The following is a 19180-nucleotide window of genomic DNA, read 5'->3' as shown; positions in this document are numbered from 1 at the left end:
CGCCGACGCGGTACCGTCGGAGGAGCAGATGCTCGCCAGCTGGTTCCTCCCCGACCTCTGGCGCGACTACGTCCAGGAGCCCGGCCGCGAAGGCATCTTCCTCGTCCTGGCCGCGTTCCTCGGCTCGTTCGTGTTCATCCGGACGAGCGCGCGGATGTCGCGCAGCGAGCGCTTCCCGTGGTGGCCGGGCAGCGTCGTCACCGACAGCGGCGTGCACCTGCACCACCTCGTGTGGGGGATCGTCCTGATGATGGTCGGCGGCACGTTCGGCTTCGCGCTGAACGACCAGGCGCCGTGGATGCACCTCGCCGCGATCCTCTTCGGGATCGGCGTCGGCCTGACCTTCGACGAGTTCGCCCTCTGGGTCTACCTGCGCGACGTCTACTGGGCGCGCGAGGGCCGCACGTCGATCGACGCGGTCGCGGTGACGGCGGCGTTCATGGCGCTCGTCTTCCTCGGCGTGAACCCGCTGCAGTTCACCGGCGACGACGTCCTCTCGACGCTCCTCTCCGCCGGCTACAGCCTCGGCGTCCTCGTCGTCTCGGGCACGTGCTTCGCGAAGGCGCGGTTCTTCCACGGGTTCGGCTCGTTCGTCCTGCCGCCGCTCGGGCTCTGGGCGATGGTCCGGCTCGCGAAGCCGTCCTCGCCGTGGGCGCACTGGCGCTACGGCCGTCGCGACCCGGTCCGGCAGGCCCGCGCCGAGGCGCGCTTCGGCCCGCACCGGCGCACCGCGCAGGTCACCGAGTGGCTGCGGCGGGCGATCGGCGGCGTGTCGGGCGCCGAGGAGCGCCCCGCCGGCTCCGAGGTCCCCGACGCGGTCCGGCGCGCCGAGGAGCAGGCGCTCGCGGCCCGGCGCGCCGAGGCGGCCGCCGCCGTGGAGGCGGCCGACACGCTCCGGGCCCGCGCGGCGTCCGCGGAGCGCTACGAGGCCCAGCTCGAGCGCGTCCGCGCCGAGGCGGCGCGTCGGCGCCGCTGACGGCGCGCGACCGGTCGCTCCCCGGCCGACGATCGGGCGCGGGCCGCGAGCCCAGTGGGTGCGTCACCTGCGACGATCTGATCGTGCTCTCCGACAGCGCGCGCATCTTCGTCCAGGGCGGCAGCGGCGGCGACGGCTGCCTCTCCTTCCGGCGGGAGGCGCACGTCCCCAAGGGCGGGCCCGACGGCGGCGACGGCGGGCGCGGGGCGGACGTCCTGGTCGTCTGCGACGACTCGCTGCGCGACCTGCAGTCGTTCTCGCGTCGCGTGCACTTCAAGGCGCCGCGCGGGCGGCACGGCGAGGGCGCGCTGAAGAAGGGGCCCGACGGCGAGGACCTCGTCGTGCGGGTGCCGCCCGGCACCCAGGTCACGGGCCTCGACGGGACCCTCCACGACCTCCTGGTGCCCGGGCAGTCGGTCCGCGTCGCCGGCGGCGGATCGGGCGGTCGGGGGAACGCGCGGTTCGCGGCGCCGACGCGGCAGAGCCCGCGGTTCCGCGAGCGCGGGCTGCCGGGGGAGGAGGGCTGGATCGACCTCCGGCTGAAGCTCCTCGCGGACGTCGGGCTCGTCGGGCTGCCGAACGCCGGGAAGTCGTCGCTGCTGTCCCGGATCACGCGCGCCGCGCCGAAGGTCGCCGACTACCCCTTCACGACGCTCGAGCCGATCCTCGGCACGATCCAGGGCGAGGAGCGCCAGCTCATCGTCGCCGACATCCCGGGCCTCATCGAGGGGGCGGCGGAGGGGCGCGGGCTCGGGCACGAGTTCCTCGCCCACGTCGAGCGCTGCCGGCTGCTCGTGCACGTCCTCGACCTCGCGCCGCTGGACGGCAGCGACCCGGTCGACAACCACGCGACGATCGAGGCCGAGGTCGCCGCCTACGACGAGCGGCTCGCGGGGCTGCCGCGCGTGCTCGTCCTGAGCAAGGCCGACCTCGTCGCCCCCGAGGTCGCCGAGGCGGCCCGGCGGGCGTGGGACGAGCGGCTCAACGGCCGGCGCGTCGACGACGCCGGCCGGCGGCTGCGCGCCGACGGTACGCCGCTGGAGGAGTGGGAGGAGGACGACCACGCGGCCGAGGTGCCGGTCCTCGTCACCTCGAGCGCCACGCGCGACGGGCTCGACGAGCTGCGCGCCCTCCTGCTGCGCACGGTCCCGGTGCGCGCCGCCGACGACCTCCTCGCCGCCGACCTGACGCTCGCCCAGATGGCCGAGCACCGCCTCTACCGTCCGACCGCCGCGCGCGACTGGCGGGCGTCCCGGGACGGCGACGGCACCTTCCGCGTCACCGGTCCCGGCATCGAGCGGCTCCTCGCCCGCCACGACCTCGACAACGAGGAGGCGCTGGAGTACGTCGAGTCCCGCCTGCGGAAGATGGGCGTCATCGAGGCGCTGCGCGAGGCCGGCTTCGAGTCCGGGGACGAGCTGGAGATCGCCGGGCTGGCGTTCGAGCTCGACCCGGAGCTCTGACGGCGCGCGGTGCGCCGGGCTCCAACGACGGCACGGCGGCTCCCGGAGCCTCCTCCCCGCAGGCCGCGCACTACCCTGGACCGCCGATGTCCCTGACCGTGGTGAAGCTCGGCTCGAGCGTCGTCGCCGACGACGGCGGAGCGCTGCGCCGCGACGGCCTCGCGGCCCTGTGCGCGGCCGTGGCGGCCGGGCACGCCCGCGGCGAGCGGTTCGTGCTCGTCTCCAGCGGCGCGATCGCCCGCGGCGTCGAGGTCCTCGGCCTGCGCCAGCGCCCGACGGCCATCGACGCGCTGCAGGCCGCGAGCGCCGTCGGCCAGGGGCGGCTCTTCCGCGAGTGGGACGACCTGCTGCGCGGCGAGGGCCTGCTGGCCGCCCAGGTGCTGCTGACGCTCCACGACCTCGGCGAGCGCGAGGCGTTCGTCAACGCGCGTCGGACGGTCCTGCACCTGCTCGAGCTCGGTGCCGTCCCGGTCGTCAACGAGAACGACACGACGACGACCGACGAGATCTCCTTCGGGGACAACGACCTGCTCGCCGCGCAGATCGCGATGCTCCTGAACGCCGATCGGCTCGTGCTGCTCACCTCGACCGACGGCCTCTTCACCGCCGACCCCCGGCGCGACCCGTCCGCGGAGCTCGTCCGCGAGGTCGTCGACGTCGAGGCGGCGCTCGCCGAGCACGACATCGGCGCGACGACGTCGAGCCTCGGCACCGGCGGCATGCGCAGCAAGGCGCTGGCGGCGGACATGGCCGCGGCGGCCGGCATCCCGACCGTCGTGGCCAACGGCCTGCGCGCCGACGCGGTAGCGCGCGTGCTCGCCGGCGAGCCCGAGGGCACGGCGTTCCGCGCCGGCGAGGCCCGCTGGTCGAGCTTCAAGCTCTGGCTGCGCTACGCGAAGCCCGCGCGCGGAGCGATCGAGGTCGACCGCGGCGCCGTCCGCGCGCTCACCGGCGGCGGGACGTCGCTGCTGCCGGTCGGCGTGACCGGCGTCCTCGGCGAGTTCCGGGCCGGTGACGCGGTGGAGATCCGCTGCGAGGGACAGCTCGTCGGCAAGGGCATCAGCGCCTACCCGTCCGGCGCGCTGCGGCGCGTGCAGGGCATGCGCACCGAGCAGGTCCGCGAGGCGCTGCCGCGGGCGCCGGAGGAGGCGGTCCACCGGGACCGCCTCGTCCTCGCCTGAGGCCCGGCCGATCGGGGATCCAGGCTGAGGCGTCCGGTTCTCTGCGAGCGGGGGGCGGAGGGCGGGCCCGGCCGCGCGCGGCGTCAGGCGTCGTCGTCGAGCCCGGCGTCGTGGACGACGAGCGCGACCTGCACCCGGTTCTCGACGTCGAGCTTCTGCAGCAGGCGCGAGACGTGGGCCTTCACCGTCGCGACGCTCATGTGGAGCTCCGCGCCGATCTCGGCGTTCGCGCGGCCCGCGCCGACGGCGACCGCCACCTCGCGCTCGCGATCGGTGAGCTCGGACAGCCGCGCGCGGGCGCGGGCGCGGCGGTCGTCCTGGGCGGGATCGGCGACGTGCGCGATGAGCTTGCGCGTCACGCCGGGGGAGAGCATCGCCTCGCCGGCGGCCACCCGCTCGATCGCGCGCACGATCTCCGTCGGCGGCGTGTCCTTCAGGAGGAACCCGCTGGCGCCGGCGCGCAGCGCCTGCAGCACCTGGTCGTCGGCGTCGAAAGTCGTCAGCACGATGACCTCCGGCGGCGGTGGGCCGCCGGCCGGCACGTCGCGCAGCCGCTCCGTCGCCGTCAGGCCGTCGACCCGGGGCATGCGGATGTCCATCAGCACGACGTCCGGCGCCAGTCGCGCGACCGCCTCGGGCGCGTCGGCGCCGTCCTCGACCTCGCCGACGATCCGGATCCGGTCGCCGGCGCCGAGCATCATCGTCAGCGCCGAGCGCACGAGCGGGTCGTCGTCGACGAGCAGGACCCGGATCGGCCGGGTGCCGGGGGCGGGCTCCACGGTCACGAGGATGCCGATCGGCCGGCGTCCGACGTCGCCCGGGCCGCGGCGTCCCCCGCCGGCCAGGGGAACCTCGCGCGCAGGCGGAAGCCGCCGTCCGGCGTCGGACCGTGCTCGAGGCGCCCGCCGGTCAGCGCGGCGCGCTCGGCGAGGCCGACGAGGCCGCTGCCGGCCCCGGGCAGGCCGGCCGCCGCAGAGCGCGGCGCGCCGACGACCGGCGGGTTGCGCAGCTCGACGAGCAGCCCGTCGCCCGGCCCGCCGGAGGACGCCACCGTCACCCGCGCACCCGGGGCGTGCTTGCGGGCGTTCGTCAGGCCCTCCTGCACGACCCGGTAGGCGCTGCGTCCGACGCCGGGCGCCAGCCCCGTCACGTCGGCGACGGCGAGGTCGTCGTCGATCCGCATCCCCGCCGCCCGCGACTCCTCCACGAGCGTCGCGACGTCGCGCAGCGTCGGCTGCGGCCGGGTCGTCGCCGTGGCCTCCGCCTCGCCGTCGGGCTCGCGCAGCACGCCGATCACCTCGCGCAGGTCCTCGAGCGCCTCGCGGGCGCTGGCGCGGATGATCCCGGCGGCCCGGGCGATCTCCTCGGGCGGGGCATCGGGACGGAACTCCAGCGCCCCGGCGTGCATGCTCAGGAGCGAGATCCGGTGGGCGAGGACGTCGTGCATCTCGCGCGCGATCCGCTGGCGCTCGTGGTCGCGCGCGAGGGAGACCTGGAGCTGCTGCTCGGCCTCGGCGCGGTCGGCGCGGTCGCGCAGGCTCAGCACGAGCTGGCGGCGCGCGCGGACCCACATGCCCCACCCGACGAGCATCCCGAGGACCGCCGCGATGAGCAGGACGTACCAGACGAACCCCAGCTCGGCGTCGGGGTAGATCGCGGCGTACGTCAGGCCGGCCCCGAGGTGCAGCGCCGCGATCGGGACGACGATCCGCGCCGGGCGATGGACCGCGACCGAGAAGAGCAGCACGCCGGCCGCCCCGCCCGCTGCGCCCGAGAACGCCGAGAGGACGCCCACCGCGATCGCCAGCGAGACGGGCCAGCGCCGCCGTCCCCACATGAGCAGGAGCGCGAGGACCCCGACGGTCAGGTCGACGACCGCGAGGGCGTCCCACCGGTCGTGGTCGGTGAGCAGCGCGAGCAGCCCGAACAGCCCGGCGAGGACGAACGCCGCGACGTCGACGACCCAGTCGCGGGTCGTGCGGCGGATCGTGGTCCCCGGCGGCAGCTGGTCCCGCTCGGCGAGCAGGACGATCCGCGGGACGCGTCGCGGCGACCCCTCCCACGCGTGGGGGGCGGCCGGCGCGCGGGTCGCTCCTGCTCCGGGCATCCTCGCGAGCGTACGCGCGGGCGCGGGCCGGCACCAGCGACGGAGGTCGAGGGTCGCGCGACGAAGGTCGAGGGCCGGGCGACCATCGGTCGGGGTCCGGGTCGACCGTGGACGGGCCGTCGCGACGACGGTCGCGCCCCGGCCCGCCCGATCGTCGACCTCCGTCGGGGCGGCGTCGACCTCCGGCCGATGCGGCGGCGGCGGGCGCGCCGCAGCATGGTGGTCGTGATCCACGTCGACCAGCTCACGAAGCGCTACGGCGACCACGTCGCCGTCCGCGACGTCTCGTTCCGCTGCGAGCCCGGCACCGTGACCGGGTTCCTGGGGCCGAACGGGGCCGGCAAGTCCACCACGATGCGCATGCTCTGCGGGCTGACGTCGCCGACCGCCGGCCGCGCCACCGTCCTCGGCGTGCCGTACCGGTCGCTGCCGAGTCCCGGCCGCGAGATCGGCGTCCTGCTCGACGCCTCCGCGCAGCACGCCGGGCGCACCGGCCGCGAGGTGCTCGGCCTCACCGCGCAGCTCCTGGGCGTCGACCCGGGCCGCGCGGAGGCGACGCTGCGCCGCGTGGGCCTCGACGGGAAGGCCGGGCGCCGGCGCGTCGGCGACTACTCGCTCGGCATGCGCCAGCGGCTCGGGCTCGCCACCGCGCTCATCGGCGATCCCCGGATCCTCGTGCTCGACGAGCCGGCCAACGGGCTGGACCCCGAGGGCATCGCCTGGATGCGCGGGCTGCTGCGCGAGTTCGCCGACGGCGGCGGGACCGTGCTGCTCTCCTCGCACCTCCTGCGCGAGGTCGAGGCCGTCGCCGACCGGCTCGTCGTCATCAGCGGCGGGCGGATCGTCGCCGACGGGACGAAGGAGGAGCTGCTGCGCAGCACCGGGGTGCTCGTCCGCTCCACCGACCGGACCGGGCTGCGTCGCGCGCTCGCCGCCGCGGGCCTGCCCTCGACCACCACGACCGACGGCGGTCAGCTCGTCGAGGGCGATCCCGAGGCGATCGGGCGCGCCGCGCTCGACGCCGGGCTCGTCCTCACCGAGCTGCGGCCCGCCGACGGCGCGGGCCTCGAGGAGCTCTTCCTCAGCCTCACCCAGAACGGCGGCCAGGCCGCCGACGTCCCCCAGGAGGTCGCCGCATGAGCACCGCCACCGCCCCCGCCGCGCTGACGCCCCGCCGGTTCGACCGGCCGGGCCTCGGCCTGCTGACCCGCGTCGAGCTGCGCAAGGCCGTCGACACCCGTGCCGGCCGCTGGCTCCTCGCCATCACGGCCCTCGGGGCCCTCGCGGTCTCGATCGCCCGCGGCCTCACCGGCGCGGTCGACGACCGGACGTTCTCCGGCGCGCTGGAGCTCGGCCTGCTGCCGCTGAGCTTCCTCCTGCCGGTGATCGGGATCCTCCTCGTGACGAGCGAGTGGTCGCAGCGCACCGCGCTGGCGACGTTCGCGCTCGTGCCGCACCGCGAGCGCGTGGCCGGCGCGAAGGTCCTCGCGGCGCTGAGCCTCGGCCTGCTCGCCACGATCGCGGGCATCGCGGCCGCCGCGATCGGCAACGGCGTCGGGATCGCCGCCGGCGACGCGAACGGCTCGTGGTCGCTGTCGGGCGCGGAGCTCGCGCAGACGGTGCTCGGCCTGGAGGCGAACATCCTCATCGGCGTCGCGTTCGGGCTGCTGCTCATGAGCCCGGCGGTCGCGATCGTCGCGTACTTCGCGCTGCCGACCGTGTTCTCGATCCTCGGCGAGGTGATCGGCTCGCTCGAGTCGACGTTCGGCTGGATCGACCCGAACCGCGCGCTGGATCCGCTCTACACCGGCGACGCCGCCGGCGGCGACTGGGGGCGGATCGCCGTCTGCCTCGCGCTCTGGATCGGCGTCCCGCTGGCCGTCGGCGCCTGGCGGCTCCTGCGCCGCGAGGTGAAGTGATCCCGCGGCGGGGCCGGCCCGGCCCCGCCGTCTCCCCCCGTCCCGTCCCACCAGGACCGACGCACCCGCGGGCCCCGGCGCTGTCCGGGGCCCGCGGCACGCGCGGGATCGGGGGTCAGGAGCAGACGCCGCTCGTGCTCGTCCAGTCCTCGCGGGCGTAGACGAAGATCAGGTCGGGCTGGCCGGCCCAGCCCGGCACGCGCAACTGGTAGTCGGTGGTCCCGCCGCACTCGTCGCCGTCGCCGCCGAGGCTGAACGCCAGGCCCTTCGCGACGGCCTTCGCGTTCGCCGCGCCCGCGTCCCGCAAGTGGAACACGCGTCCGTCGCGGTAGGGCGTCGTGCCGGGCACGCCCTCGCCGTAGAGCGTCGAGGACTCCGGGTCCACGCGGCGCACGCCGATCGCGACGACCCCGCCGGCGGTCACCCAGGCGGTCGCCTTGCCGCTCGTGCGGATCCGCAGGACCTGGTCGTCGGCGGCGGGGGTGCCCGTCGCGGGCGAGGCGGCCGCGTGCGTGGTCCGCAGCCAGGTCTTGCCGGTGCGCAGGTCCTCGCTGGAGACGATGTCGCTCGCGACGCCCTCGCCGTCCAGCCGCCGGGTGGTCCACGCGGCGACGCCGTCGGCGAGCGCGACCTTCGTGTCCGGCGACCACGTGTCGAGCAGCCGGACGATCCGCTTGTGCCCGGGACGCTTCACGCACGCCTTCAGCCGGGTGCCGGCGCGATACACGCGCGCCGTCGGCGCGACGTCCTTCGCGAGCGTCGTGCCGGTCTTCGGGCACGGCGTCTTCGTCGTCACGGGCGCTGCGCCGGCGGCCGGCGCCGACGCGCCGAGCGCCGCGCCGACGAGCGCCGTCGTGGCCAGCAGGGGGAGGGGACGTCGTGCGTGGGGCATCGTCGGGGTCGCTTTCTCGGGAACGGGTGGGACGACCGGCATGCTGCCGCGGCTCCCGACGGTGGAACACCCCATCGGTCACGTTCGGAGCGGCCCGGCGGTCACACCTGTCGCCGGGCGACGGTCCTGGCGCGCCGGCCCCCGTCGTCCCGGTCGGGTCCCGGGCCGACCGGTGGTCGGGCGGGGCACGAACCGCGTCGCGGGGGGGGGCGGGGCTGCGGGTTCCGGGGCGGCGCGCCGGGTCGCGTACCCTTCGCGCATGGCCACGATCGAGGCGCAGTCCGTCACCGACGTCGCCCGCCGCGCCCGCGCCGCCGGCCGCCGGCTGGCGGCCGTCGACACCGCGACGAAGGACGCGGCGCTGCGCGCGATCGCCGACGCGCTCGTCGCGCGCGCGCCGGAGATCCTCGAGGCGAACGCCCGCGATCTCGAGGCGGGGCAGGCCGCGGGCCTGCCCAGCGCGCTGATGGACCGCCTCGCGCTCGACGAGCGGCGCCTGGCCGGCATCGCCAGCGCGGTCGAGGACGTCATCGCGCTGCGCGACCCGGTCGGCGAGACGATCGAGGGCTACCGCCTGCCCAACGGCCTGGACGTGCAGCGCCAGCGGATCCCGCTCGGGGTCGTGGCGGTCGTCTACGAGGCCCGCCCGAACGTCACGATCGACGCGGCCGCGCTGGCGATCAAGAGCGGCAACGCGATCGTCCTGCGCGGCTCCTCGAGCGCGCTGCGCTCCAACGCGGTGCTCGCCGAGGTCGCGGCGACCGCGGCGGAGTCCGCCGGCCTGCCGGCCGACAGCATCGGCTTCGTCGGCGGCGGGGGGCGCGAGGAGCTCGCCGAGCTCGCCACGCAGGACCGCTACATCGACCTCATCGTGCCCCGCGGGGGCGAGGGGCTGAAGGCGGCGCTCAAGGGCGTCGCGACCGTCCCGGTGATCTTCGCGGCGGCCGGCATCGGCCACGTCTACGTCGACGCGTCCGCCGATCTCGACCAGGCCGTGGAGATCGTCCGGAACGCGAAGGTCGACCGCCCCTCCGCCTGCAACGCGGCCGAGACGCTGCTCGTGCACCGCGCGATCGCCGCCGAGGCGCTCCCGCGGATCGCCGCGGCGCTCGGGCGCGACGGCGTGGAGCTGCGCGCGGACGAGGCGTCGCGGCCGCTGGTCGAGGGGCAGGGCGCGGTCGTCGTCGACGCGCGCCCCGAGGACTGGGACACGGAGCACCTCGCGCTGATCCTCGGCGTGCGGATCGTCGACGACGTCCACGCCGCGATCGACCACATCGAGACGCACGGCTCGGGCCACTCCGACGCGATCGTCGCCCGCGATCACCTCGCGATCCGCGCGTTCGAGCGCGGGGTCGGGTCGGCGGCCGTCTACGTCAACGCGTCGACGCGGTTCACCGACGGCGGCGAGTTCGGCATGGGCGCGGAGATCGGCATCTCGACGCAGAAGCTCCACGCGCGCGGGCCGATCGGGCTGCGCGAGCTGACGACGTACCGCTACCTCGTCCACGGCGACGGCCACGTCCGCTGAGCCGGCGCGCTGCGCGAGGACGGGCGGCGCGGTGCGGATCGGGATCCTCGGCGGGACGTTCAACCCGCCGCACCTCGCGCACCTCGTGCTCGCCGAGTGCGCGCGCGACGCCCTGGCGCTGGACCGGGTGCTGCTCGTGCTCGCCGCCCGTCCGCCCCACAAGGTCGTCGACGGGGATCCGGGGCCGGGGGAGCGCCTCGCGCTCTGCGAGCTGGCGATCGCGGACGAGCCGGCGCTCGCGACCTGCGACGTGGAGCTCCACCGCGAGGGCCCCTCGTACACGGCCGACACCCTCGGGCAGCTGCACGCGCAGGAGCCCGACGCCGAGCTCGTGCTGCTGCTCGGCGGCGACGCCGCGGCGGGGCTGGGGTCCTGGCACCGCCCGGAGGACGTCCTGCGGTACGCCTCGATCGGCGTCGCGGAGCGTGGCGAGGACGGGCACGACCGGGCCCGAGCGGCGCTGACGGCGCTCGGCGCGGCGGACCGGTTCGAGCCCTTCGCGATGCCCGCGCTGGGACTCTCCTCGACGCTCGTCCGCGCCCGCGTGCGGGCCGGTCGGACGATCCACCACCTCGTCCCGCGGGCGGTCGAGGAGCGGATCGTCTCCAAGGGGCTCTACCGTACGTCGGGCACCTCATGAGCGAGCGGACCGAGACCCACACCGAGCAGCCGACCCCCGGGACGGCGCGGCCGACCGCCCTGGCGGAGGGCGAGCTGCTGGCGCTCGTGCGCCGGATCGCCGAGCACGCCGCCGACCGCAAGGCCATCGACCCCGTCGCGATCGACCTCCGCGGCGCCTCGGCCTACACGGACGCCTTCCTCCTCCTGACCGGCAACACCGACCGGCAGGTCAAGGCGATCCACGACGCGATCCTCGAGGGCCTGAAGCACGAGGGGGAGCGGCTGCTGCCGCGCCGCGTCGAGGGCCTGCAGGAGTCGCGCTGGGTCCTCCTGGACTACGGCGACGTCGTCGTCCACGTCTTCGTGCCGGAGGCGCGCGAGTTCTACCGGCTCGAGGCCCTCTGGGGGGACCGCCCGCGGATCGACCTCGCGGGGATCTTCGAGCCGGCGCCCGACGCCGAGGGCTGAGCGCCGACGGCGCCCGCGTCCGGCTCGTCGCCGTCGGGCGCCCGCCCCGGGCCGGCCGGCCCAGCGAGCGCGGGCGCCTGCCACGCCGCCCCGGCCTCGCGCAGCGCGGCGAGCAGCTCGTCGCGCCCGGGCCGCGGCGGGGCGTCCCGGGGGACGATCGCGAGCACCTGTCGCCGCAGCGGCTCGCCGAGGGGTCGCAGGACCACGTCGTCGCGCCGGGCGGTGAGCGCCATCTCCGGCAGGATCGCGATGCCGGCCCCGGCCGCCACGAGCCCCTGCGTCGTCGCAGGGTCGTCGCAGTGCGCCGCGACGCGGGGCCGGAAGCCCGCCGCCGCGCAGGCGTCGAGGATGAGCGCGCGGTCGGCGCAGAGCGAGTCGGCGGTGAGGACGAGCCGCTCCCGCGCGAGCGTGCGCAGTCCCACGAAGGGCGCGTCGGCGGCCGGGTGCCCGACCGGCAGGCAGCACCAGAAGGGGTCGCGACGCACGGCGTGCACCCGGGCGTCGTGGCGCTCGCGCGGGGCGGCGTTCACGAGCCACACGTCGAGCCGGTCGCCGTGCAGCGCCGCCGTGGCGTCGCGGGCGTCGGAGCGCAGCTCGACCTCGACGACCGTCCCGGGAGCCCGCCGGCGGACCTCGGCGATCGCGTCGGGCACGAACGACGCGATCGCCGTCTGGAAGGTCACGAGCCGGACCGGCCGCTCGCCCGGGTCCTCGTACCGCTCGAGATCCGCCTGCGCGGCGTCGAGCTCGGCCAGCACGGTCTCGGCGCGGCGCAGGAGGATCTCGCCGAGCGGGGTGAGCCGCGTGCCGCGCGCCGTGCGCTCGACGAGCGGTCGCCCGGCGGTCCGCTCCAGGGCGGCGAGCTGCCGCGACATCGCGGGCTGCGTGTAGTCGAGCGCCTCCGCCGCGGCCGAGATCGAGCCGTGGCGGGCGACCTCGCGCAGCACGCGCAGCTGCAGCACGTCCATCCCCGGACGGTAGCGCCCGGTCCCGCCCGGGCCATGCCGAGGCGGCATGGCCATGCCGAGCCGTGCTGGAGACCGGGGTCCGGGCGTCGCACCATCGGGAGGCGGCCGTCCCGGCCGCCGGACCAGCGAGAGGACCCCCACTGATGTCGCCCGCCGTCTCCCCGAACACCGCCTGGCACGAGCCCTCGGCCATGGAGCTGCTGGAGGTCCGCGACCTCGCGCACCGCCTGGGCGAGCCGGTGCCGCGAGCCCCGGTCCTCGTCGCCGAGCGGGAGGGCCGGATCGTCGCCGCGCGCAGCGAGCGCTCCGGCCTGCTGCTCGTCGATCCGCACCAGGGACCGCCCTCGCCGGGGCGCTGAGCCGGCCGGGGCGTCGACCGGCGTGCGATCGGCGGTGCTGCCGTACCCTTGCCCGGTGCTTTCGTCGATCCAGCGCTCCCAGCGCGTTCCAGCCTCCCGTCCGTGGGCGGCCCGCCTCAGCGGGCTGGCCCTCGTGATCGCCCTCCTCGGCCTGCTCGTCCCCGCCGGCGCGTCGGCCATGTCGAAGGGCCTGATGGACGAGGAGCTCGCCCGCAGCGACGACCAGACGCTGCGGGACGCGTTCTTCACCATCGCCCAGGGCTCGAACGTGAAGTTCACGCGCACGTTCATCAACTGGGACGGCAAGTTCGCCTTCCCGTACCCGCACGAGGTCGAGCGCGCCGTGCGCGTCGCCCGCGAGGGCGTCTCGCGCGGCATCGACACGGTGTTCGTGAGCTTCAACGGCGAGCTCGGCACGCACTACAAGGACGCCAAGAAGGTCAACCTCAAGCGCTACCGCACGATGGTCGAGCGGACCGTCCAGCAGATGCACGCGGAGCTCAAGGGCGTCGACGTCCGTCTCGTCTGGTCGCCCTGGAACGAGGCGAACTACCAGACGCAGCTGCCGAAGAAGAACGGCCCGGCGACCTGGCGCAAGATGCAGAACGCCGCCTACGCCGCGGTGAAGAAGCACGCGCCGAAGGACCTCGTCGTCGCCGGCGAGCTCGCGCCGTACGCGCGCAGCACCGCGAAGTCGTCGAACCCCGGGCCGTTCCTGCGCGAGGCGCTCGGCCTCGACAAGAGCTGGCGCTCGCGCAAGGGCACCCGCGCCAAGGACTACTCGATCAAGGCCGACGCGATCACGCTGCACTCCTACGACTACCTCGTCGACCCGCGGCGCCGCCTGTCCAGCAAGGACAAGTGGACGATCCGCAACCTCTCGACGACGCGGTCCCTGCTCAAGCGCGCCGCCCGGACGAAGCGGATCTCCGGCACGGCCGCGAAGCGGCTCTACATCACGGAGTTCGCGTACATCTTCAAGCCGGTCGAGCCGGCGAAGCCGAGCAGCCAGACGATCGCCGACGAGACCGGCGCGACCTGGCTGAAGTACGCCTGGGACATCGCGAAGCGCAACCAGATCCGCGGCTTCCTCTGGTTCAACGTCCGCGATCCGCAGGCGATCTTCTTCTCCGGCCTCGTGGACGCGAACAACCGCGCGCGTCCGGCCCTGGCCGCCTTCCAGGCGTTGAAGTAGCGACCCGCGGCGGCGCGCCGCGACCCCCTGACGACGACGGGCCCCGGGAGCGACTCCCGGGGCCCGTCGCGCGCTCCGGGCCGGCATGGTGCCGGCCGGGGCTCAGTCGGCGAGCGCGGGGCTCGGCGGCGACCCGAGGGGACGGTCGCTCGCGGCGGCGCGGCCGGCGGCCTGGCGGGCAGCACGGCGGCGGCGCAGGGCGTCGGCGGCGAGCACGGACGCGACGAGCGTCGACTCGGCACCGCGGGTGATGGGGGCGGAGGAGGTGCGGACCATGCATCGATGGTCCCCGACGCGGGGCCCCTCGTCGCTGGCCCGCTGTCCAAGGACGCGGCGTCGTCGTGCGCCGCGCGACCGATCGCTCACCCGAGGGCGTCGGCGACGGTGGCGAGATCGTCGACGAGCGCGGCGTAGGCGGCGTGGCGCTCGTCCTCGCCGCGGGCGCGCAGGACGGACGAGGGGTGGACGGTGACCGTCACGCGGTCGGCGAGCGGCGAGTCCAGCCACCGGCCGCGGTCGGCGGTCACCCGCACCCCGCGTCCGAGCAGGGCCTGGGAGGCGGTGGCCCCGAGGCAGACGAGGACCTCGGGCCGGACGACCGCGAGCTCGGCCTCCAGCCAGGGGCGGCAGGCGCGGACGTGCTCGGCGCCGGGTCGCTGGTGGATCCGGCGCGTGCCGCGCTCCTCGAACCGGAAGTGCTTCACGGCGTTCGTGACGTAGACGGCGTCGCGGTCGACCCCCGCCTCCGCCAGCGCGCGGTCCAGCAGCGCCCCGGCCGGTCCGACGAAGGGCCGCCCTTCCCGGTCCTCGCGATCGCCGGGCTGCTCCCCGACGAGCATCGCGCGGGCGCGCGCCCGCCCCGCGCCCGGGACGGCCTGCGTGGCCGGCTCCCAGAGCTCGCACGCCCGGCAGTCCGGAAGCGCGCGACGCAGCGCCGCGAGCGACGGTCGTGCCGGGACCGGCGCGGGACCGCGGTCGCCGGTGGCGGAGGGCGCCATGGGCGCGAGCTACCCGCGCGGGCCGCCCGGCGAACGGGCCGGGACGCTCAGCGCGGCGGGGCGGCGGTCTCGATCGTCCGGCGGATCCGCTTGGCGGACACCGCGCCCGGCGTCGCGCCGCCGGGGCCGGCCACGACGCGCCGGCCGGCCCCGCCGGCGAGCTGGTCGAGCCGCAGCTCCTCCAGCAGCCACGGGACCTCGCGCAGCTCCGCGGGACGCGGGATCCCACGTGGCCAGCGCTCCAGCCGGGCGGCGTACGCGCGCTCGAGCTCGTGGATCGTCGCCATCCGGTCGCGGTCCTGGGCGGCGACGTCGGCGAGCCGCTCCAGACGGCGCTGGGCACCCTGCAGGTACCGCACGACGTCGGGCAGCCGCCGGGGCCCGGCCTCCAGCACGAAGCCGGGGTGCACGAGACGCCGCAGCTGGGCGCCGACGTCGTGGATCGCGTCGGCGAACCGCTCGGCCGTGGCGGGACGCTGCGCGAGGTCCTCGAGCGTCCGGCGGACGGCGCGCTCGGCGTCGAGGACGCGGACGACCTGGCCCAACACCTGGCCGACGGCGGCCGGCAGCCGCTCGCCGATCGACGCGCGCAGGGCCGTGAAGCCCGCCTCGTCCCAGACGGGCCCGCCGCGGTGCTCCAGCAGGCCGTCGATCGTCGCCAGCGCGACGTCCTCGAGCACCGCGTCGAGGCTGCCGTGGGGCGCGGTGGCGAGCGTGAGGCCCGCGGCGGTGTCGAGCCTCGGGCTCGGCCGGGGCAGCGTCAGGCGCAGGAGCCGCCGCGTGCCGGCGCGCATCGCGGCGGCCTGCGCGGCCGGGCTGTCGAACGTCCGCACGCCGACCGCGTCGCCCTGGTCGACGAGCGCCGGAAAGCTCCGCACCGCGCCGCCGGTGCCGGGCAGCTCGACCGTCCGCGGCAGGTCGCCGACCGTCCAGCTCGTCAGGCCGTCGCGCTCGAGGCTCGGCGTGGCGGCGGCGAGCGCGGCCCGCAGCCGCGGGGTCAGCTGCTCGCGCAGCGCCAGCAGGTCGTGTCCCTCGGCCAGCGGCGGATCGTCCGGTCCGGGGTCGGGCGCCTCGATCCGGAACGTCATCCGCAGGTGCCCCGGCAGCGCGGCGAGGTCGAAGTCGGCGGGGGAGACGCGGACGCGGCGCAGCTCCTGCAGCTCGCGCGCCATCGCCGTCGGGAGCGGCGCCGCGCGCGGCGTCATCCGCTCCAGCAGGGTCGCGGCGGTCTCCGGGATCGGGACGAGCTCGCGCCGCAGCTCCTTCGGGAGCCCGCGCAGGAGCGCCTCCACGAGCTCCGCGCGGAATCCCGGCACGAGCCACTCGAAGCCGATCGGCCGCAGCTGCGGCAGCGCGGTGAGCGGGACGTGGACCGTCACGCCGTCGTGGTCGCTGCCGGGCTCGAAGCGGTAGCTCAGCGGCAGGGTGAGCTCGCCCTGCTTCCACGCGCCGGGGCGCAGCCGCGCGTCCTCCTGACCGGACGGCGCGGCCGCCTCCTCCCGCAGCAGCAGCTCCCGCGGGTAGGTCAGCCGGTCGGGGTCCTCGCGGCGGGCGTCCCGCCACCACCGGTCGAACTCGACGCCCCCGACGACGTGCGCCGGCAGGCGCGCGTCGAGGAACGCGTAGAGGACCTCGTCGTCGACGAGCAGGCCGCGGCGCCGCTGGCGCTCCTCGAGCGCCTCGACCTCGGCGATCCGCCTCGCGTTCTCGGCCAGGATCTCCGCCCCGCCTCGCCGCCCCCCGTCCCAGTCGCCCTCCACGAGCGCCGTCCGCAGGAAGATCTCCCGCGCGACGACCGGGTCGAGCTTCCCGTAGGGCACCGCGCGCCCGGCGACGACCGGCAGGCCGTAGAGCAGCGCGCGCTCCGTGGCGACGACGGCGCCGCGCTGGCGGTCCCAGCGCGGCTCGGAGTACGTGCGCTTCAGCAGGTGCTCGGCGAGCGGCTCGATCCAGCGCGGCTCGACCTTCGCCGCGGTCCGCCCGAACAGCCGCGAGGTCTCGACGAGCTCGGCGACGACGACCCACGTCGGCGGCTTCCGCGCGAGCGCCGAGCCCGGGAAGAGCTGGAAGCGGCTGTTGCGCGCGCCCTGGAACTCGACGGCGATCCGGCGACCGCGGCGGTCGCGGCCCGGCTTCTGCCCCGGTCGGGGCTTCTCGGTCGGCGTGTCGCGCAGGCCGACGTGGGAGAGCAGGCCCGACAGCAGCGCGGCATGGATCCGCTCGGACTCGGCGTCGCCGATGCCCTCGGCGAGCTCGCCCGCGCGCGGCCCGCCCGGACCGGGCCGCTCCTCGCCGGACGACGGCGCATCGCGACCGCGGTCCCCGCGCCGGGAGGCGCGGGGCGTGCCGGCGCCGACGGCGGCCGGCTCGCGCTCGTCGGCGCGCGCCCCCCGCGGGACCGTGATGCCGACCTGCTTGGCGGCCTGGCGCAGCTGCCCGACGAGGTCCTGCCACTCCCGGATGCGCAGGTAGTGGAGGTGCTCGCGCTTCAGCCGCTTGCGGAACTGGCTGCCGGAGAGCTCGCGCTGCAGGCCGCGGAGGTAGCGCCAGAGGTGGAGGTAGGCGAGGAAGTCCGAGCGCTCGTCCCGGAACCGGGCGTGCGCCTGGTCGGCGCTCCCCTGCTCCTCGACCGGTCGCTCGCGCGGGTCCTGGATCGAGAGGGCCGCGGCGATCACGAGCAGCTCGTCGGTGCAGCCCTGCTCGTGGCCGGCGACGATCATCCGCGCCATCCGCGGATCGACCGGCAGCGCGGCGATGCGGCGCCCCAGCGGCGTCAGCCGGCCGTCGCGCAGCGCGCCGAGCTCCTCGAGCAGCAGGACGCCGTCCCGGACCTGCCGTGCGTCGGGCGGCTCGACGAACGGGAAGGCCTCGACGGCCCCGAGCTCGAGCGCGGCCATCTGCAGGATCACCGAGGCGAGGTTCGTCCGCAGGATCTCCGGGTCGGTGAACTCCGGGCGCGCGGCGAAGTCCCGCTCGGAGTAGAGCCGCACGCAGATGCCGTCCGCGACGCGGCCGCAGCGGCCCGTCCGCTGGTTCGCCGAGGCCTGGGAGATCGGCTCGATCGGCAGCCGCTGGACCTTCAGTCGCGCGCTGTAGCGGCTGATCCGCGCGGTGCCGGCGTCCACGACGTACGTGATGCCCGGGACGGTCAGCGACGTCTCGGCGACGTTCGTGGCCAGCACGACCCGCCGGCCGCGGTGGGGCTGGAAGATCCGCTGCTGCTCCGCGGCGGAGAGCCGGGCGTAGAGCGGCAGCACCTCGACCGGCTCGCGGCGGTCGCGCAGCCGGCCGGCGAGCACCTCGGCGGTGTCGCGGATCTCCCGCTCGCCGGAGAGGAAGACGAGCACGTCGCCCTGCGCGCCGTCGGTGCGGTGGCGGCGGTGGTGGTCCAGGAGCTCCTCGACCGCGTCGGCGATCCCGTCGGCCTGGTCGCGCTCGCCGGTCTCGCCCGCCCGGCCACCGGGTCGCCCGCCCCGTCGGGGGCCGCGCCCGTCGCCGCGTCGGTCGCCGCGGGCGCGGTCGTCGCCGGCGCCGTCCCCGGATCGGTGGGGGGAGCGGCCGTCGGCGCCGGCGTCCGGATCCGGGCCCGGCCCGTCGGGGGCGTCCTCGTCGTCCTCGCGCAGCGGGCGGTACCAGACGTCGACCGGGTAGGTCCGGCCCGAGACCTCGACGATCGGGACCTCGACGCCCCCGAGCGCGGACGAGAAGTGGTCGGCGAAGCGCTCCGGATCGATCGTCGCCGAGGTGATGACGACCTGCAGCTCGGGCCGCTTCGGCAGGATCTGCGTGAGGCAGCCCAGCAGGAAGTCGATGTTCAGCGACCGCTCGTGCGCCTCGTCGACGACGATCGTGTCGTAGCGGCGCAGCAGGCGGTCGCGCTGGATCTCGGCCAGCAGCAGGCCGTCGGTCATGAGCCGCACGAGCGTGCGCTCGCTCGCCTGGTCGTTGAAGCGGACGGAGTAGCCGACGGCGTCGCCGAGCTCGACGTGCAGCTCGTCCGCGATCCGCTGCGCGACCGTCCGCGCGGCGATCCGGCGCGGCTGGGTGTGGGCGATCGTGCCGCGGATGCCGCGCCCGAGCTCGAGCAGGAGCTTCGGGATCTGCGTCGTCTTGCCCGACCCGGTCTCGCCGGCCACCACGACGACCTGGTGGTCGCGCAGCGCCGCGAGCAGGTCGTCCCGGCGAGCCGAGACCGGCAGCTCCTCGGGGTAGGAGATCCGCTCGGGGCGCGCCGCGACGCGTGCGGCGATCCGCTGCTCCGCGCGCTCGATCTCGCCGACGAGCCGTCCGAGCTCGCGCTCGCGGACGGCGTCGTCGCGCTGGTGGCGCACGCGATCGACGCGCCGGGCGAGGCGGTGCTCGTCGCGCAGCGAGAGGCCGGCCAGCCGCTCGCGCAGATCGGGGGTCGAGGGGGCGTCGGGCACCGCCCTCCCAAGGCTACGCACCGCGTCGTCCCGCGGGCTGGTCCCCGAGGGCCGCCGCTCCGTGGTCCCGCGGATGCG

At 76.4% G+C, this 19180-nt stretch carries 17 protein-coding genes; 10 read left to right on the top strand and 7 right to left on the bottom strand.

All coding sequences use genetic code 11. The annotated features are described in order from the left end of the window. The first annotated feature begins 28 nt into the window (after positions 1 to 28). From SK069_RS04470 to proB, 3 genes are all read left to right on the top strand, one after another. Positions 29 to 976: a hypothetical protein gene (locus SK069_RS04470; RefSeq protein ID WP_319952982.1), complete on the top strand. Its 948-nt coding sequence runs from the start codon at positions 29 to 31 to the stop codon at positions 974 to 976. Positions 977 to 1059: 83 nt separating this feature from the next. Next, positions 1060 to 2439 carry a GTPase ObgE gene (gene obgE / locus SK069_RS04465; RefSeq protein WP_319952981.1) on the top strand — a complete coding sequence of 460 codons (1380 nt, stop codon included), beginning with the start codon at positions 1060 to 1062 and terminating at the stop codon, positions 2437 to 2439. Positions 2440 to 2525: 86 nt separating this feature from the next. After that, the gene (gene proB / locus SK069_RS04460) at positions 2526 to 3620 is read left to right on the top strand and encodes a glutamate 5-kinase (RefSeq protein ID WP_319952980.1); all 1095 of its coding nucleotides are present in this window, start codon (positions 2526 to 2528) and stop codon (positions 3618 to 3620) included. 83 nt (positions 3621 to 3703) lie between these two features. Here proB and SK069_RS04455 read toward each other — a convergent pair whose 3' ends face one another. Both SK069_RS04455 and SK069_RS04450 read right to left on the bottom strand, forming a co-directional pair. Next, positions 3704 to 4399 carry a response regulator transcription factor gene (locus SK069_RS04455; RefSeq protein WP_319952979.1) on the bottom strand — a complete coding sequence of 232 codons (696 nt, stop codon included), beginning with the start codon at positions 4397 to 4399 and terminating at the stop codon, positions 3704 to 3706. 2 nt (positions 4400 to 4401) lie between these two features. Further along, a complete protein-coding gene (locus tag SK069_RS04450; RefSeq protein WP_319952978.1) occupies positions 4402 to 5727 on the bottom strand; it encodes a sensor histidine kinase in 1326 nt (441 codons plus the stop codon). A 225-nt stretch (positions 5728 to 5952) separates the two neighbouring features. Between SK069_RS04450 and SK069_RS04445 the strand changes: the two genes are divergently transcribed. Continuing rightward, on the top strand, positions 5953 to 6867 hold the full coding sequence (locus SK069_RS04445) for an ABC transporter ATP-binding protein (protein ID WP_319952977.1): 915 nt from the start codon (positions 5953 to 5955) through the stop codon (positions 6865 to 6867). Then, positions 6864 to 7646: a hypothetical protein gene (locus SK069_RS04440; protein ID WP_319952976.1), complete on the top strand. Its 783-nt coding sequence runs from the start codon at positions 6864 to 6866 to the stop codon at positions 7644 to 7646. Before SK069_RS04445 ends, SK069_RS04440 begins: the two co-directional genes overlap by 4 nt. A gap of 115 nt (positions 7647 to 7761) precedes the next feature. On the opposite strand, the gene SK069_RS04435 is transcribed toward SK069_RS04440, so the two are convergent. Further along, positions 7762 to 8538, bottom strand: coding sequence for a hypothetical protein (locus SK069_RS04435; RefSeq protein ID WP_319952975.1), 777 nt, complete (start codon positions 8536 to 8538; stop codon positions 7762 to 7764). A gap of 259 nt (positions 8539 to 8797) precedes the next feature. Here SK069_RS04435 and SK069_RS04430 point away from each other — a divergent pair, with 259 nt between their 5' ends. Genes SK069_RS04430 through rsfS form a run of 3 tightly spaced genes read left to right on the top strand, consistent with a single transcriptional unit; the run spans position 8798 to position 11158 of the window. Continuing rightward, positions 8798 to 10069 (top strand): glutamate-5-semialdehyde dehydrogenase, encoded by a 1272-nt coding sequence (locus tag SK069_RS04430; protein ID WP_319952974.1) that lies wholly within the window; start codon positions 8798 to 8800, stop codon positions 10067 to 10069. Between the two features lie 31 nt (positions 10070 to 10100). Further along, positions 10101 to 10709, top strand: a complete 609-nt coding sequence (gene nadD / locus SK069_RS04425; protein ID WP_319952973.1) for a nicotinate (nicotinamide) nucleotide adenylyltransferase — start codon at positions 10101 to 10103, stop codon at positions 10707 to 10709. After that, positions 10706 to 11158, top strand: a complete 453-nt coding sequence (rsfS, locus tag SK069_RS04420; RefSeq protein WP_319952972.1) for a ribosome silencing factor — start codon at positions 10706 to 10708, stop codon at positions 11156 to 11158. Before nadD ends, rsfS begins: the two co-directional genes overlap by 4 nt. On the opposite strand, the gene SK069_RS04415 is transcribed toward rsfS, so the two are convergent. Further along, positions 11074 to 12126: a LysR family transcriptional regulator gene (locus SK069_RS04415; RefSeq protein ID WP_319952971.1), complete on the bottom strand. Its 1053-nt coding sequence runs from the start codon at positions 12124 to 12126 to the stop codon at positions 11074 to 11076. The genes rsfS and SK069_RS04415 overlap by 85 nt on opposite strands. Before the next feature lie 143 nt (positions 12127 to 12269). Between SK069_RS04415 and SK069_RS04410 the strand changes: the two genes are divergently transcribed. After that, on the top strand, positions 12270 to 12485 hold the full coding sequence (locus SK069_RS04410) for a hypothetical protein (protein WP_319952970.1): 216 nt from the start codon (positions 12270 to 12272) through the stop codon (positions 12483 to 12485). Positions 12486 to 12540: 55 nt separating this feature from the next. Next, positions 12541 to 13680, top strand: a complete 1140-nt coding sequence (locus tag SK069_RS04405) for a hypothetical protein (protein WP_319952969.1) — start codon at positions 12541 to 12543, stop codon at positions 13678 to 13680. A 102-nt stretch (positions 13681 to 13782) separates the two neighbouring features. Here the strand turns inward: SK069_RS04405 and SK069_RS04400 are convergent, their stop codons facing one another. The 3 genes from SK069_RS04400 to SK069_RS04390 form a co-directional block, all read right to left on the bottom strand. Further along, positions 13783 to 13956: a hypothetical protein gene (locus SK069_RS04400; RefSeq protein ID WP_319952968.1), complete on the bottom strand. Its 174-nt coding sequence runs from the start codon at positions 13954 to 13956 to the stop codon at positions 13783 to 13785. Positions 13957 to 14042: 86 nt separating this feature from the next. Continuing rightward, the gene (locus SK069_RS04395; RefSeq protein ID WP_319952967.1) at positions 14043 to 14678 is read right to left on the bottom strand and encodes a UdgX family uracil-DNA binding protein; all 636 of its coding nucleotides are present in this window, start codon (positions 14676 to 14678) and stop codon (positions 14043 to 14045) included. 47 nt (positions 14679 to 14725) lie between these two features. Continuing rightward, on the bottom strand, positions 14726 to 19102 hold the full coding sequence (locus tag SK069_RS04390; protein WP_319952966.1) for a DUF3418 domain-containing protein: 4377 nt from the start codon (positions 19100 to 19102) through the stop codon (positions 14726 to 14728). Positions 19103 to 19180 lie beyond the last annotated feature (78 nt).

The sequence above is a fragment of the Patulibacter brassicae genome (assembly GCF_033949425.1).
GTDB lineage: Bacteria > Actinomycetota > Thermoleophilia > Solirubrobacterales > Solirubrobacteraceae > Patulibacter > Patulibacter brassicae.
The sequence above is the reverse complement of the archived record's forward strand: the minus strand, read 5'-3'. Positions and strand labels throughout refer to the sequence as shown.

What these genes read in the sequence shown, in the direction of transcription:
- SK069_RS04470 (WP_319952982.1), top strand. Translation starts at nt 29, where the DNA reads ATGCTCGCCAGCTGGTTCCTCCCCGACCTCTGGCGCGACTACGTCCAG.
- proB (WP_319952980.1), top strand. Translation starts at nt 2,526, where the DNA reads ATGTCCCTGACCGTGGTGAAGCTCGGCTCGAGCGTCGTCGCCGACGAC.
- SK069_RS04450 (WP_319952978.1), bottom strand. Translation starts at nt 5,727, where the DNA reads ATGCCCGGAGCAGGAGCGACCCGCGCGCCGGCCGCCCCCCACGCGTGG.
- SK069_RS04440 (WP_319952976.1), top strand. Translation starts at nt 6,864, where the DNA reads ATGAGCACCGCCACCGCCCCCGCCGCGCTGACGCCCCGCCGGTTCGAC.
- SK069_RS04435 (WP_319952975.1), bottom strand. Translation starts at nt 8,538, where the DNA reads ATGCCCCACGCACGACGTCCCCTCCCCCTGCTGGCCACGACGGCGCTC.
- SK069_RS04430 (WP_319952974.1), top strand. Translation starts at nt 8,798, where the DNA reads ATGGCCACGATCGAGGCGCAGTCCGTCACCGACGTCGCCCGCCGCGCC.
- rsfS (WP_319952972.1), top strand. Translation starts at nt 10,706, where the DNA reads ATGAGCGAGCGGACCGAGACCCACACCGAGCAGCCGACCCCCGGGACG.
- SK069_RS04415 (WP_319952971.1), bottom strand. Translation starts at nt 12,126, where the DNA reads ATGGACGTGCTGCAGCTGCGCGTGCTGCGCGAGGTCGCCCGCCACGGC.
- SK069_RS04410 (WP_319952970.1), top strand. Translation starts at nt 12,270, where the DNA reads ATGTCGCCCGCCGTCTCCCCGAACACCGCCTGGCACGAGCCCTCGGCC.
- SK069_RS04400 (WP_319952968.1), bottom strand. Translation starts at nt 13,956, where the DNA reads ATGGTCCGCACCTCCTCCGCCCCCATCACCCGCGGTGCCGAGTCGACG.
- SK069_RS04395 (WP_319952967.1), bottom strand. Translation starts at nt 14,678, where the DNA reads ATGGCGCCCTCCGCCACCGGCGACCGCGGTCCCGCGCCGGTCCCGGCA.